This is a genomic window from Mesorhizobium sp. CO1-1-11, assembly GCF_020164995.1.
Lineage (GTDB): Bacteria > Pseudomonadota > Alphaproteobacteria > Rhizobiales > Rhizobiaceae > Mesorhizobium > Mesorhizobium australicum.
In genome coordinates this window covers 200,266-215,049 of the sequence record NZ_JAIUHE010000013.1, presented here as the reverse complement: position 1 = coordinate 215,049, position 14,784 = coordinate 200,266, and the positions used below count along the sequence as shown (strand labels likewise).

Sequence of the window (14,784 nt, the reverse complement as noted above, 5' to 3'; positions counted from 1 at the left end):
CCCCCCCTGCCACCGAATTTGCCGGCCATATGCATGAACATGCGCTCGCCGAAATGATGACGGTCGGAATGATTGTGCCCAAAATTGTGCTTGTGCATTGATTGCTCCTTGAGTTCTATCTCACGATATATCTTAATTAGGCACACCCTATCGATGAGTCAAGATATATCTTACGATGTATCTTAGCCAACGGTGGCGTCCACGCGTCAGCGGCAGGAATGGATGGTGTGTGAGTGGGCTACCAGCGGCCCTTGCGCCGATTCCAGCCGTAGAGCAGATCGGCGAAGCGATCGTAGGCAATGCGGGTCGGCGGCAGCATGAGCCGATAGCCGAACAGGCGCGCCAGCCATCCCTCGCCAGGCGTTGTCAGCCAGACCGCGATCGCCACGTCTGCACCGACCAGCAGCCTGCCCTGGGCGTCGGTCGCATGCAGCCGGCGGCGGATGTCCTCCAGCGAGACGCCATGCGACGACAGCGCATCCGGCTCCAGGTTGATGTCGCGGAATTCGATCCGACCGGCCTTGACCGCCTCGACCAGCCGCCGCTTCTGCCGGCCGATGCCGGTATCGCAGACGGGACAGCGCGTGTTGTACCAGACGGTCAGCACGGGCCTGGACATGTGTCAGCCGTGATCGTGCCGGTGGTGCAGATCGGGATAATGCGGATGCTTGTGGCGCAGCGGCGCATGCCGGTGCAAGTGCGAATGCGGCTCCGTCACCGGCCCGTCATGATGATGCTGGTGGTGCTCGTCATGCACATGGCTGTGCTCATGCTCCAGCGCCTCGTGCTCATGCTCGTGATCGTGGCGTTCCGACAGATGCAACCAGAGCCCGACGCCCATCAGCAACCCTGCAATCGCCAGCTTCAGCGTCACGGCATCGCCGAGCATGACGATGGCCAGCAAGGCACCGATGAACGGCGCCAGCGAATAATAGGCTCCGGTGCGCGCCGTTCCGAGATGGCGCAGCGCCAGGATGAACATCACCAGGCTGACGCCGATGCCGAAGAAACCGACAGCCGCCGCCGAGGCGACAATCGGCGCGGCGAGAAGCGAGGCGCCGCCGATCAATGCCAGGCCGACATTGACGGTACCGGCCACGAGCCCCTTCAGCATGGCGATCACCACCGGGTCTGTGGCCGATATCCGGCGCGTGAAATTGTTGTCGAGTCCCCATGCCAGGCACGCCCCCGCGACCAGCAACGCGCCAAGGTTGAAAGTGACGCCATTACCTTGCCACGAAAGCAAAACAGCGCCAGTGAGAATGGCGAAGGCACCGAAAAGCAGGTGCCGGTCGACATTTTCGCGATAGACGAGCCAGGCGATCGCCATCGTTGCCAGCCCTTCGAGGTTGAGCAGCAATGCAGAACTGGATGCCGTGTTGAGGATGAGGCCGAACATCAGCAGGACCGGTCCAACAATGCCGCCCATGCCGATGGCCAGTGCCAGCCATGGAATATCCCCGGCGGCCAGTCGCGCCTCGCCGGCATTGGCTTGCCTGCCGCGCAACAGGCGATAGAGGGCAAGGCCAAGGCCCGCGCCGAGATATAGCAGGCCCGCAAGCATGAACGGATTGACGCTGTCGAGCAGCAGCTTGGACAGGGGCGGCGTCGCGCCGAACAAGACGGCAGAGCCGAGGGCAAGCGGTACGCCGGGCCAAAGATGCGAATGGGAATGGGTCATGGCTCACCCTATCATGGTGGCGCGCCATGTCATCGACCACACCGCCAGGCACGGTTTGCGAGATCGCCCAAGGGAAGTCCGCGCCTCAGTTCCGATGCATGACGGCCCGACGCGTCTGTTGTCGCGAAACAGCGCCCACTCTTCACAGAGGCGCCCGTTGGGCAGGTGGCAAAACCCGTTGCCGGCCTTGTCCTTCTTGATTGTCAGGCGTCCGTCAATCGCCGCGCAATGGACCGATGCGGGATTGACCGTGCCGACCTGTTTGCGCAAGGCGGATACCGTCATCCAAGCGACGAGATGATCTCGCGGTAAGCGAGCTCCGGGAAAGCCTTCATCGTCTGCGACCTGATATTGCCGCCCGCGGCCAGCATCAGCGCGAAACGCGCCAGCACCGCATCGTCGGGCGCCTCGACCACCGCCACCATGTCGAATTCGCCCATGGTCAGGTAGAACGACTTGAACGATCCTCCCATCTCGCCCAGTTGCTTCCTGGCGGCGTCGAGGCGCTTGGGCGAGTCGCGCACGTTCTTAGCGCCGTGCTCGGTCCAGTTCATCAGCATGATGTAGGTCGTCATGGTAGGCCTCTCTCCGGGGCCACGGAGCACGGCACTCAGGCCATGGGCTTGTCGACACGGCCTCGGCCGGGGCTGGCTTCCGGGGTTGTCGCCCGAAAATGCATCCGACGCCGGAGTATCCTCCCACTGCCGACATCCTGCAAGCGCTACCGCGCGGGAACCCAATGCCGAGTGAGCGCGACCTCCCGCCAGCCGACACAACAAAGGCGCTGGCAGGCATCAACCGCAAATCAGCCGGCGGCGTTCAGGTAAAGCCGGTTTAAAAACCCGCCGGATTGCGGCAATCTCCGTCGTGGCCCCCAGGCCGGCAATACCCCATCCGGGCCAACCCAGCCGCAGGAGAGCTTCATGCGCGAGACATCAGAGCTGCCGCCGGAACAGATCGAAATTCCCGCCGCCTGGATCGGCGAGGACATGGCGAAGCATCCTGAAAAATGGCTGGTCGACCTGGAGCCAGAGGACGTCGCGGAGTTGGAAGCTGCCGCCACCGGCTTTCTCGCCGGCTCGCACGATATCAGCAGTCTGACCAAGGCTGATTTCCCCTTGCCCCGGCTTGCCGGCCACCTTGCCGCGCTTCGCGAAAAACTGATTGCCGGAATTGGCTTCGAGGTGCTGCGCGGTCTCCCGGTCGAGAGATATTCCACCGAGATGGCGGCAACGATCTTCCGCGGGGTTGGCGCCCATCTGGGAAGCGCTCGGTCCCAGAATGCCCAGGGCCATATACTCGGCCATGTCCGCGACATCGGCGCCGACGCCAGGGACCCCAGGACACGCATCTACCAGACGTCGGAACGCCAGACATTTCACACCGATTCCGCCGATGTCGTCGGCCTGCTCTGCCTGCGCGATGCCATGCAGGGCGGCGAGTCCCTGCTGGTGAGCACGGTGACGATCTATGCGCAAGAGACGGCCCGATCTGGTCCGCCTGCTGTTCGATCCGATTGCCACCGACCGGCGCGGCGAGATCCCGGAAGGCGAAAAGCCCTACTTCGAAATCCCGGTGCTCAACTGGCATGCCGGACTGCTGACCGGCATCTATCAGCGTCAATACATCGACAGCGCGCAGCGCTTCCCCGATGCCATGCGCCTCACTCCAGCCCATGTCGAGGCGCTGGATCTTTTCGACAGCCTTGCCAATGATGTCAGGCTGAACCTGTCGATGCGGCTCCGGCCTGGCGACATGCAGTTCGTCTACAATCATTCGCTGCTTCACGACCGCATGGGCTTTCGCGATTGGCCGGATCCCGACAAGCGGCGCCATATGCTGCGCCTGTGGCTGTCGGTCCCCGGCGACCGTCCGCTGCCGGACTGCTTCCGGCAGCGCTATGGCTCGATAGAGATCGGCAACCGGGGCGGCATCACCGTCAAGGGCGCGCGGCTGAACGTGCCGTTGCTTTGACGCCCGAAACGAAAAAGGGCGCCGATCGGCGCCCTTAACTGTTCGCGACAAAAATGAACTCAGCTATCGAGGAAGCTGCGCAGCTTGCGCGAGCGGCTCGGGTGCTTGAGCTTGCGCAGCGCCTTGGCTTCGATCTGGCGGATACGCTCGCGGGTGACCGAGAACTGCTGGCCGACCTCTTCCAGCGTGTGGTCGGTGTTCATGCCGATGCCGAAGCGCATGCGCAACACGCGCTCCTCGCGCGGGGTGAGCGAAGCCAGAACGCGCGTGGTGGTCTCGCGCAGATTGGCCTGGATCGCCGCGTCGATCGGCAGGATCGCCATCTTGTCCTCGATGAAATCGCCCAGATGCGAATCCTCCTCGTCGCCCACAGGCGTTTCGAGCGAGATCGGCTCCTTGGCGATCTTCAAGACCTTGCGCACTTTTTCGAGCGGCATGGCGAGCTTCTCGGCCAGTTCCTCCGGCGTCGGCTCGCGGCCGATCTCGTGCAACATCTGGCGCGAGGTGCGCACGATCTTGTTGATCGTCTCGATCATGTGCACCGGAATGCGGATGGTGCGCGCCTGGTCGGCGATCGAACGCGTGATCGCCTGCCTGATCCACCATGTCGCGTAGGTCGAGAACTTGTAGCCGCGGCGGTACTCGAATTTGTCGACGGCCTTCATCAGGCCGATATTGCCTTCCTGGATCAGGTCGAGGAACTGCAGGCCACGATTGGTGTATTTCTTGGCGATGGAGATGACGAGGCGCAGATTGGCCTCGACCATTTCCTTCTTGGCGATCGCGGCTTCGCGCTCGCCCTTCTGCACCTGGTTGACGATCTTTCGGAATTCCAGGATCGAAATGGCCGTTTCCGTGGCCAGATTCTGGATCTCGGCGCGCAAATCCTTGATCGCGTCCTTCTCGTTCTTGGTGAATTCCTTCCAGCCGCGCGAGGTCAGGTTGGCGATCGAGCGCGTCCAGTTGGGGTCGAGTTCCGAGCCCTGATATTCCTTCAGGAATTCCTCGCGGCGCACGCCATAGCTTTCGGCCAGGCGCAACAGCTTGCCCTCGTTCTGCACCAGCCGCTTGTTGATGTCGTAGAGCTGCTCGACCAGCGCCTCGATACGCGCCGTGTTGAGCGACAGCGACTTCACCGCCTTGATCAGCTGGTCCTTCAGCTCCTTCAGCCGGCGGTCCTGGCTGGGCGACAGCGTGCCGGCGGCGGCCAGACGGTTCTCGACCTGCTGGTCCTGCAGCTTCCTGAGCTTCTTGTAAGTGTCGGCGATGACGTCGAGCGTCTCCATCACCTGAGGGCGGAGTTCCGCTTCCATCGCCGCCAGCGACAGGCTCGCCTCGTCCTCGTCTTCCTCGTCATCATCGCCGATGCCGCGCGTGTCGGCGCCGACATTGGTGATGTCGTCTTCGTCATCGCGTCCGCGACGCGACTTTTCCTCGACCTTGGGTGCTTCCTCGACGCGTTCGACCACCGGCGCCTGCTTGGCTTCGGGGCCGGCATAGGTGGCTTCGAGGTCGATGATCTCGCGCAGCAGGATCTTGGATTCGTTGAGCTCGTCGCGCCAGATGATGATGGCCTGGAAGGTCAGCGGGCTTTCGCACAGGCCCGCGATCATCGTCTCGCGCCCGGCCTCGATGCGCTTGGCGATGGCGATTTCGCCTTCGCGCGACAGAAGCTCGACCGAGCCCATCTCGCGCAAATACATGCGCACCGGATCGTCGGTGCGGTCGGTCGGCTCTTTCTTGGTGGTGGTGGCGGCGACCGCGGTGCCGGTCTGCTCGGCCAGCTCGTTGGCGTCTTCCTCGGCATCGGCGGCGGTGTCGCCGGCCTCGGCCTCTTCGCCCTGTTCGTCATCCTCGACGACGTTGATGCCCATGTCGGACAGCATCGCCATCGTGTCCTCGATCTGCTCGGAGGTCACTTCCTCGGAAGGCAGCACCGAATTCAGCTCGTCCATGGTGACATAGCCGCGCTTCTTGGCGGCCTTGATCATCTTCTTGACAGCATCATCGGAAAGGTCGAGCAGAGGCCCATCGGTGGCGCCTTCGCGTTCGGTCTCGACCTCTTCCTTTTCCTTTGTCGCCATAGTCTTTATCTTCTCCTAGCGGCCGGCCATCGGGCCGCGTAAGCTGTCGGACCAGTCAAATCGGATACGCCCGTTTTTCTAAACGCGCCTTACCCGGCCCACAAACTGCATCCACTCTTTTGTTTGGTGCATGCCGTTGCCCCAAAACCGGGTTTCACTCTTGGGCGGCATACATTAAGTCCAGATTAACCCTGATATCTGTGGCAGGCGGGCCGCCTGTCCAGTGACCAAGTACCTTGCATTGCTTGTTTCCCGTCGACGCGGGTGCGGGTTAACGTTTCGAATCGTCCTGATTCCGTCATTCTGTCCGAAGGTCAAGCGCCTCTGGCATGATTCGCATGAAAAAAGCGAATCAATTACCCGACTTAGCGCACCGCGCCCCCAAGGGAAGCGCGGCCGCGCCTTCATTCCTGCACTCAGCTGCACTTAGGCTCGCCCAGCCCTGCCCGACGAAACGCCAAATCCTTCGATCAGCGCTTCCGTCGCTTGTACATCCTGAAACTGCGCCTGAATTTCGATCAGATGGCGGAAATTTTCGTCCGAAGGATCCGCCTCGAGCGCCGCTTCCGCCTGTTTCAGTTCCTTATGTAAGGTGCGCGCGCTGCGCTGCAAGTGCAACGCCTGGTTCAGGGCGTCGCGGGCGTCCTCGAGCGCCGCCGTCTCCAGCGCCGGCCATTGCCGCGCCCGCTTGATCAGGCCGACGGCGCGCTCCCAGATCTCGGCGCAGCCGGCCCGCTCGATCGTCGCCACCACGGCGTGGCGGTCGTTGGCCATGTCATGCGCCATCGCATCGAGGATGGCGGCATGCAGCCGGGTCAGATCGGAATTGGCGAGATCGAGGAACTCGACATGAGCGAAGTTCTCGTCGATCAGCGCCGGATGGTTGATCAAGGCGACGATGATCGTCGCCTCGCGCACCGACATCCCTTCGCTGCCGCGCTTGACCAGCGCCGACTGGCCGAGGCTTTCGGTGATCGCCATGCGGCCGCCACCAGGCTTGGCGAATTGGCCACCGGGTGCGGTTGCCTTGCCCTGCCCCGGTTTCCAGTCCTGGCGGCCTTGGCGCGCATTGCGCTGCGAGCCGAAGAAGCTCAGCACCCGCTCGCGCATTTCCTGCTGGTAGTGGTAGCGCGTGCTTTCGTCGCGGATGCGGCTGCTGAGTTCCCGCAGCGTCTGTCCCAATTCCGCCCGCCGCTCCGGCGTGTCGAAGACACCGCCCGCAGTCTCCCGCATCCACAGGAGGTCGACCAGCGGCCGCGCATCGGCCAGCACGGCGCGGAAGGCATCCGGCCCCTCGGCCTTGACCAGGTCGTCGGGATCCTTGCCTTCCGGCAGCAGCGCGAAGCGCGCCGAGCGTCCGGCCTGTACCGACGGAAGCGCCATGTCGGCGGCCCGCCACGCCGCCTTCAGCCCGGCCTTGTCGCCGTCGAAGCACAGCATCGGCTCCGGCGCCATGCGCCACAACAATTCGAGCTGGTTTTCGGTAAGCGCGGTACCGAGCGGCGCCACGACATTCTCGAAGCCGGCCTGCGCCAGCGCGATCACGTCCATGTAGCCCTCGACGGCGATGACCGTACCGCCTTTCGCCAATGCCTTGCGGGCGCGGGCGAAATTGTAGAGCACATTGCCCTTGTGGAAGAGCTCGGTGTCGGGCGAGTTCATGTATTTGGCGAGCGCATCGGGCGCCAGCGCGCGGCCACCGAAGGCGATGATCTTGCCGCGCGAATCCGGGATCGGAAACATGATGCGGTCGCGGAACCAGTCATAGGAGACCGGGATATCGTCGCCATGGCGCACCAGCCCGCAGGCCTCGATATCGGCCTTCGGCACGCCCTTGGCCGCCAGATGTTCCTTCAGCGCATTGCGGCTGTCGGGCGCGAAGCCGAGCCGGAACGACTGCTGCGTCGCCGGCGTCAGCCCACGGTCGCGCAGATAGGCGCGGGCTTTGGCGCCTTCAGGCCCTTGCAGGCGTTCCTGGAAGAAGACGGTCGCCATTTCCATGACGTCGGTCAGGCTGGCGCGTTCCTTCTCGCGCCGCTCTTCCTGCGCATCGCGAACCGGCATCGGCACGCCGGCCATGTCGGCGATCTTCTCGACCGCCTCGGGAAAGCTCAGTCCCTCGAGTTCGGTGAGGAACTTGAAATGGTCGCCCGAGACCGAGCAGCCGAAACAGTGGTAGCGCCCCTTCCTGTCCTCGCAGTGGAAAGACGGGCTCTTTTCGCCATGAAACGGGCAGCACGCCCAATAATCGCCACGCGAGGCATTGGTCTTCTTGCGATCCCACGCGACGCGCAGGCCGATAACCGATGAAATCGGCACGCGGTCGCGGATCTCGTCGAGAAAGGCGGGTGGAAAGCGCATTAGGGAACTCGTTTCCCCACCATATAATCATGCCCGCGATTTCAGACGACCCCTAATGCGGACGATGCCCGGTTTCCACAGGCCAGATAGAAAGGCGGCCATTGCGGACCGCCTTCTTTTTCAGTCCGGCACCAGTCGGAACTTACTGCGCGGCAAGCGCGCCGAAGATGACGCCGGAGAGGATGCCGACTAGCACATAGTCGTTGCCGACGCGGATCCATTCCTGGCCGCGGCCGGGACGGTGCAGGCCATAGCGGCCATAGTCGCGGATCGGCCGGTGCTGTCTCCAGCCGGAATATTTATGGCCATTGCGCCAGTTGTTCCGCTTCACCACGACCTTCTTCTTGAAGACACGCTTTTTCATATCCCGGTGGTCGCCGGGCCTCTGCCAGTCGACCTTGGTGTAGTTCGACTGCGGCGCGACCGGAGCATTCATCGGCGCTGCCTGGCCGGTGAGTGAGGTGGCCGCCAGCATCGAGAAAGCCAGAGCGGAAAGAACAATGCGTTTCATGGGAAGTCTCCTTGGTTGTCGATGCCAGAGGAATAGCGGCCAGGGGATGAACCGAAACTGAACGCCAGCATTACAATTGTGTAATGAATCTCGCTGTTTAGTCCGAATATTTGAACATAAGCGCAAGCAGCGGCGCCAACACCCTCGCAGGTCCGGCCGACCCACGGCTCAAGCCCGTGCAACCATTTGCGGACCCGTCCATTTTCCGACACCGGCCGTCGCCTCGCGGCGAGCCCTTGAAATCGACAAATTTTTATTATCCGGCTAAAATATTCCGACTATATTCCAAGGCTGCCATGACCATGATTCGTACCCTCGCTTTAACCACCGGTCGCCATGCTGCCCGCCGCGCGCGCCATACCGCCATGCAGGCGCCGCGATGAGCGGCTCGGTCGTCCTCCTGCATCTGGCCGGTGCGGTGGCGCTGATGCTGTTTGCCACCCGCATGGTCAAGACCGGCGTCGAGCGGGCCTATGGCGACGTGCTGCGTCATCGCCTGCGCGCCACCATGCGCAATCCGATCATGGCGGTGCTGGCCGGCACCGGCCTTGCGATCGCGCTGCAAAGCTCCACCGCCGTCACCTTGCTGGTCGGCTCCTTCGCCGGTGCAGGCATCGTCTCGGGCGCCGCCGGTCAGTTGGCCGTGCGTGGCGCCGAGATCGGCTCGGCTCTGGTGGTCAAGCTTCTGACCTTCGACCTCACGCTGTTGGTGCCGCTCTGCCTGATTGCCGGCACGGTGATGTTCATGGCCACGGAGCGGCGCGACTGGCGCCAGACCGGCCGCATCCTGGTCGGCATCGGTCTCCTGATCCTGTCCCTCGAAATGATCGGCCAGGCGTCCGAGCCGCTGCGCAACAGCCAGCTGCTGCCGGTCATCCTCAATTACTTCTCCACCGATTCCATCACCGCGTACCTGCTGGCGGCAATGATCACCTGGCTGTTCCAGTCGAGCATCGCGGCGGTGCTGTTGATGGCGACGCTGGCCGGCCGTGGCTTGATCAGCCCTGAACTCGGCCTTGTCCTCATCCTCGGCGTCAATCTCGGTTCGTCGCTGATCGCGCCGATGCTGACACGCTCGGCCAGTCCCGAAGTGCGTGTCGTGCCGGTCGGCAACCTCTTGATGCGCGGGCTGGGTTCGCTGGTCATGCTGATCCTGTTCATGATCTTCCGGCCGCATGTTGCCTTCCTCGGCCCGACGGCGGCCGATCAGATCGTCAACGCCCATATCCTGTTCAACGTGGTCATCCTGCTCGCCGGCCTGCCGCTGGCCGGTCTGGTCTACCGAGCCTCCGAAAGGATCGTGGCGCTCGGCGCCAAACCGGCGCCGGCCGCTGCGCTCGACGTCGTCGAACTGTCGGCGCTCAACGAAAGCGCGATCGATGTGCCGAGCCAGGCCCTGGCCAACGCCACACGCGAGGTGGTGCGTGTCTGCGAGACGGTCGAGATCATGCTCAAGCGCATCATCGAACTCTACGAGGACGCAGACTCGGACAAGATCAAGGCGCTGGCGGCCCTCGACGACCGTGTCGACCGCAGGCACGCGGCCATAAAGCTCTACCTCGCCAAGGTCACCAGGAATCCGATGACCGAAGACGAGGCGCTGCGCTGCCAGGAGCTGATCGGCGCCTGCGTCAAGCTCGAGCAGGTCGGCGACATCATCGTGCGCAACATGCTGGTGCATGTGAAGAAGAAATTCGACCGCGGGCTGGAATTCACCGACGAAGGCTGGAGCGAATTGTGCGCCTTCCATGGCTCGGTGTTGGCCAATGCCCGGCTCGCCTTCAACGTCCTTGTCTCGCGCGATCCCGAAACCGCGCGCCAGCTCGTGCTGGAAAAGGACCGGCTGCGCGACCGCGAGAAGGAAACCAGCGCCAGCCATTTTATGCGCCTGCGCGAAGGCACCGCCAAAAGCGTCGAAACCAGCTCGATCCACCTCGACACCATCCGCGACCTGAAGCAGATCAACTCGCTGCTGGCCTCGATGGCCTACCCGGTTCTGGAAGAGCGCGGCCTGCTCACGGGATCGCGGCTGAAGGCGAGCTGACCGGCGGAAGCTTCCTGCAATCGCACCGATTTGGAACACGCTTCCATCATTCGGGAAAGAGCGCCAAATTTAGCCTTTGCTTATCCAGCCATCCGTCGGCTAAGCATCCGTTTCCACCGGGAGGAAATCGATGGATACCCATTCGCGCAGTTTCGCCAAGGCGCTTTCCTGGCGCGTGACCGGCACCATCGATACGATGATCATCTCGCTGGTGGTGACCGGAAGCATCAAGCTTGCGGCCGCCATCGGGGTGACGGAGGTCTTCACCAAGTCGCTGCTCTATTATTTTCATGAGCGGGCATGGCTGAAGATTCCTTACGGACGCAAGTCCGTCACCTGATGGGCTTGCGATCGATGGGTCCCGTCAAGAAAACCTAAACCGGCGACAAAAATTTCTGGATTGCCTGCTACGGCCATCCATGGTTTGAGCCCTGCATTCGGGGGTTCCTTTTCATGTCGCTGCCGCTCATCGCCCTGTTCATCGCCGCCTTCGCTTTCGGCACCACCGAATTCGTCATCGCCGGCGTGCTGCCGCAGGTGGCGCAGGGGCTAGGCGTTTCGGTTCCTTCCGCCGGCTACCTCGTCTCCGGCTATGCCTGCGGCATCGCCATCGGCGGGCCGCTGCTGGCGCTTGCCACCAAGAGCCTATCGCGCAAGACCTTGCTGCTTGGCCTCGCCGTCGTCTTCACCCTCGGTCAGGCGGCCTGCGCGCTGGCACCCGACTTCACCTCGATGCTGTTGCTGCGCATTGCCGTGGCTGTCGCGCATGGCGCCTATTTCGGCGTCGCCATGGTGGTCGCCGTCGGCCTTGTGCGCGAGGATCAGCGCGGCATGGCGGTCGCCGTCATCCTGTCGGGTCTCACCGTCTCCAACGTCATCGGCGTGCCGGCCGGCACCGCCATCGGCAACATCTGGGGATGGCGCGCGACCTTCTGGGTGATGTGCGCGCTGGGCGTGGCGGCAACGCTCGCCATGGCCGCCTTGCTGCCGCGTACCACCGGATATCAGGCCAGGTCGGCGAGCCTTGCCAGCGAGGTCCGCGTCCTGGCGCGCCAGCAGGTCTGGACTTCGCTGATCCTGATGCTGATGCTGATGCTCGGCCAGTTCTGCCTGTTCACCTACATCACCCCGACGCTGCTGGAGGTCACCGGGCTCGATGAAAACCTGGTGCCCTGGGTGCTGCTGCTCAACGGCGTCGGCGCCACGCTTGGCGTCTTCCTGGGCGGCAAACTGTCCGACTGGAAACTGATGCCGTCGCTGATCACCATGCTTGCCCTGCAGGCGCTGACGCTGGCCATCATCTATGCCGTCAGCCCCTATCCCGTACCGATGGTCGTCGCGATCATCGTCTGGGGCGGCCTCAACTTCGCCATCGGCACGCCTATCCAGACCCGCATCCTGGCCTGGACGGCCGACGCCTCCAACCTCGCCGCCTCGCTCATCCCGTCCGGCTTCAATATCGGCATCGCGCTGGCCGCATCGCTGGGCGCCGCCATGCTCAATGCCGGCTTCGGCTATCGCAGCCTGTCGCTTGTTGGCGCCTTTGCGATGCTGGTCGCCGTCATTGTGGCTGTCATCTCCCATCTCTGGGAACGGCGCAGCGACATCAGCCCGCCGGTACCGGCGGCGGCCGAATAACATGGCAAGGACTGTCGCCGATTTCGGCCTGACCTGCGGCACCTTGCAGGCGGGCATGCACAACGCGATCACCGATGTGCCTGGCGTGCGCGTCGGTCACCGCACGCTGCACGACGGCGACATCAACACCGGCGTGACCGCGATCCTGCCGCATGGCGGAAACCTCTTCCGCCGCAAGGTGACGGCGGCAAGCCATGTCATCAACGGCTTCGGCAAGACCGTCGGGCTGATGCAGGTCAAGGAACTCGGCACCATCGAGACGCCTATTCTCTTGACCAACACGCTCTCGGTCGGCACCTGCGCCACGGCGCTGATCCGTGACGCCATCCGCCAGAACCCCGATATCGGCCGCACCACCGGAACGGTCAATCCGGTGGTCGGTGAATGCAATGACGGTCCGTTGAACGACATCCAGGCCATGGCGATATCAGAGCAGCATGCCCTTGCCGCGCTGGCGGATGCCCGAGAAGGCGCGTTCGAACAGGGCAATGTCGGCGCCGGAGCAGGAATGAGCTGCTTCGGCTTCAAGGGCGGCGTCGGCTCGGCCTCCAGGAAAATCGCGCTTGCCGGCGGACATCATCTTGGCGTTCTCGTCCTGTCGAATTTCGGCAGGGCCGGCGACCTCGTCCTGCCCGATGGGCGCCGGCCCGACCCCAGGCGGCAGGCCGAGGCCGAACGCGGCTCGATCATCGTCGTTCTGGCGACCGATGTGCCGCTCGAACACCGCCAGCTCGAACGCCTGGCGCGCCGCGCGGGCGCCGGCATCGCCAGGCTCGGCTCCTTCTGGGGCAATGGCAGCGGCGACATCGCCATTGCCTTCAGCACCGGCAACCCGGTCGACCACGATGAAAACCGCGATCTGGTGCCGCTGCTCGCGCTCAACGAAGCACGCATCGACATCCTGTTCCGGGCGGCGGCGGAAGCGACGCAGGAGGCGGTGCTGAACTCCATGCTGTCCGCCGAGGCATTCACCGGCAGGGCCGGCACGCACCGCGCATCGCTCGCCGACTGGCTGCGCGACCAGTCCGAAAAGCGATAGGCGCAGAAAACGCCATCAGATGGCCGCCGGCGTGGAATTCCAAACGGCCTCTTACAAATCGATCCGGAACCGCAGGCTCTCCACCCCGCCATAGGCGGCGTCTTCGACGAAGCGCTCGACGAGTTTGCCGCCATTGGCCAGGATCACCTTGTGCGAGGCCGGATTGCCCGGCTTGGCGGTGATCTCGACATGGGGAAGGCCTACCGCCCTCGCCTCGTCCAGCATCAGCCGCAGCGCTTCGGTGGCGTAGCCGCGCTGCCGCTTCCAGGGCACGACGGCGTAGCCGATATGACCAAGCACGTGCGAAGGCAGTTCCGGCGTGCCCTTCTGCCAGCGAAAGCCGATCGAGCCCGCCGCCTCGCCGTCCCAGATCCAGCGGCGGAAGCCCGGCAGGCGTGGCACCTGTGTCCCGTCGGGCAAGGCGATGGGCGGCCCCTTTGCCTCGGGATCGTCGAGGCTGGCCAGGAACGCCACCGGGTCTTCCTCTATTGCCGCAAGCTGCTCGCGCGTCGCGTCCAGGAGCCGCACATTGTCCGGCGACCAGCCGCGTTCGAGCGCCGCCTTGTAGCTCGGCAGATGTTCAAGCGCTGGTTTGACGATCTCGACCATGATCGATGCCTCCTGAAAAACGCGGCAGGCATAGCCTTGGACAGCAGGGGGCTCAAGCCGCCTGGAAGCGGATCTCCCCCTTGTTCAGGAAGCAGGTCTTGCTGAACAGCGACAGGTCGAGCGGATTGGGCAGCCTGATATCGCCGATATCGGGGACCGGTTTTTTCGACAATTCGTACGAACGGTCGACCTGCGCGATGAAGACCAGGATAAGCCCCTTGTCGCGCGCGAATGATCGCAGCCTGCGTATCTGGATCATCAGATCCGGATTTTCCCGCTTCTGGTCGAGCAATTGCAGGTAGTCGATCACCACCAGCGTGCCGGCCCCGGCCGAGGCCAGCCGCGCCACCATGTAGTCGGCCGAGATGGCATCGGAACTGTCGAATTCGAACCGACCCTCGAATTGCCGTGGCTCGACCCCGATCGCGCGGAAGCGGTCGAGAATGTCCGGCTCCGTATATTCCAGCGTGAAGAACACGCTGCGCCGGCCGCGCCTCATGGCTTCGACCGCCAGTTCCAGGCTCATCAGCGTCTTGCCGTGGCCCGGCCGCGCGCCGACCAGCAAGAGGTCGCCGGGCGCCAGTTGTGCAAACAATCTGCCTGCGGGCCCAGGTTTCGCGGCCTTCGCCGCAAGCAGGCTCCAGCTCGCAAAACCTTCTTGTGCCGCAATACGGTCGAGCGCCTGGTGGAGCGGTATTTTCACCTCGCGGGACAACAGCCTGGCTTGACGCTTCAGATGATAGACAGGCCAAAACAGCCTCATCGCAAAACCTCTTGGTGCGAGCAGTTTTTGCAACCCCTCCTTATGCCTGGTGCTCGAACAGTCGGCGATTGGATGGCCCC

Annotated in this window: 13 protein-coding genes and 1 pseudogene; 5 read left to right on the top strand and 9 right to left on the bottom strand. The window is 63.5% G+C overall.

From position 1 onward, the window contains the following. Positions 1-238: 238 nt before the first annotated feature. From LB554_RS17665 to LB554_RS17650, 4 genes are read right to left on the bottom strand one after another with little or no spacing between them, the layout of a single operon-like run. Entirely contained in the window at positions 239-619 is a 381-nt protein-coding gene (locus tag LB554_RS17665) for a thiol-disulfide oxidoreductase DCC family protein (protein ID WP_224585895.1), read from the bottom strand. A gap of 3 nt (positions 620-622) precedes the next feature. Continuing rightward, positions 623-1,681, bottom strand: a complete 1,059-nt coding sequence (locus tag LB554_RS17660) for a DMT family transporter (RefSeq protein WP_224585893.1) — start codon at positions 1,679-1,681, stop codon at positions 623-625. A gap of 3 nt (positions 1,682-1,684) precedes the next feature. Further along, positions 1,685-1,966: a DUF333 domain-containing protein gene (locus tag LB554_RS17655; RefSeq protein WP_224585891.1), complete on the bottom strand. Its 282-nt coding sequence runs from the start codon at positions 1,964-1,966 to the stop codon at positions 1,685-1,687. Further along, positions 1,963-2,256 (bottom strand): GYD domain-containing protein, encoded by a 294-nt coding sequence (locus tag LB554_RS17650; protein WP_015316219.1) that lies wholly within the window; start codon positions 2,254-2,256, stop codon positions 1,963-1,965. The genes LB554_RS17655 and LB554_RS17650 overlap by 4 nt, the downstream gene beginning before the upstream one ends. 348 nt (positions 2,257-2,604) lie before the next feature. On the opposite strand from LB554_RS17650, the pseudogene LB554_RS29625 reads away from it, so the two are divergent. Next, positions 2,605-3,655 (top strand): annotated as a pseudogene (locus LB554_RS29625) (TauD/TfdA family dioxygenase). A gap of 59 nt (positions 3,656-3,714) precedes the next feature. Here LB554_RS29625 and rpoD read toward each other — a convergent pair. From rpoD to LB554_RS17625, 3 genes are all read right to left on the bottom strand, one after another. Then, positions 3,715-5,739, bottom strand: coding sequence for an RNA polymerase sigma factor RpoD (gene rpoD / locus LB554_RS17635; protein ID WP_140713786.1), 2,025 nt, complete (start codon positions 5,737-5,739; stop codon positions 3,715-3,717). A 426-nt stretch (positions 5,740-6,165) separates the two neighbouring features. After that, a complete protein-coding gene (dnaG, locus tag LB554_RS17630; RefSeq protein WP_140617794.1) occupies positions 6,166-8,100 on the bottom strand; it encodes a DNA primase in 1,935 nt (644 codons plus the stop codon). Between the two features lie 142 nt (positions 8,101-8,242). Further along, the gene (locus LB554_RS17625; RefSeq protein ID WP_224585886.1) at positions 8,243-8,611 is read right to left on the bottom strand and encodes an RcnB family protein; all 369 of its coding nucleotides are present in this window, start codon (positions 8,609-8,611) and stop codon (positions 8,243-8,245) included. A 379-nt stretch (positions 8,612-8,990) separates the two neighbouring features. Here LB554_RS17625 and LB554_RS17620 point away from each other — a divergent pair, with 379 nt between their 5' ends. From LB554_RS17620 to LB554_RS17605, 4 genes are all read left to right on the top strand, one after another. Further along, a complete protein-coding gene (locus LB554_RS17620; protein WP_224585884.1) occupies positions 8,991-10,655 on the top strand; it encodes a Na/Pi cotransporter family protein in 1,665 nt (554 codons plus the stop codon). Between the two features lie 130 nt (positions 10,656-10,785). After that, a complete protein-coding gene (locus LB554_RS17615; RefSeq protein WP_015316213.1) occupies positions 10,786-10,995 on the top strand; it encodes a DUF2061 domain-containing protein in 210 nt (69 codons plus the stop codon). A gap of 113 nt (positions 10,996-11,108) precedes the next feature. After that, positions 11,109-12,293 (top strand): MFS transporter, encoded by a 1,185-nt coding sequence (locus LB554_RS17610; protein WP_224585882.1) that lies wholly within the window; start codon positions 11,109-11,111, stop codon positions 12,291-12,293. A gap of 1 nt (position 12,294) precedes the next feature. Beyond that, positions 12,295-13,332 (top strand): P1 family peptidase, encoded by a 1,038-nt coding sequence (locus LB554_RS17605; protein ID WP_224585881.1) that lies wholly within the window; start codon positions 12,295-12,297, stop codon positions 13,330-13,332. 51 nt (positions 13,333-13,383) lie between these two features. On the opposite strand, the gene LB554_RS17600 is transcribed toward LB554_RS17605, so the two are convergent. Beyond that, positions 13,384-13,941 (bottom strand): GNAT family N-acetyltransferase, encoded by a 558-nt coding sequence (locus LB554_RS17600; protein ID WP_224585879.1) that lies wholly within the window; start codon positions 13,939-13,941, stop codon positions 13,384-13,386. 52 nt (positions 13,942-13,993) lie between these two features. Then, positions 13,994-14,704 (bottom strand): DNA helicase, encoded by a 711-nt coding sequence (locus LB554_RS17595; protein ID WP_224585877.1) that lies wholly within the window; start codon positions 14,702-14,704, stop codon positions 13,994-13,996. Between the last annotated feature and the right edge of the window lie 80 nt (positions 14,705-14,784).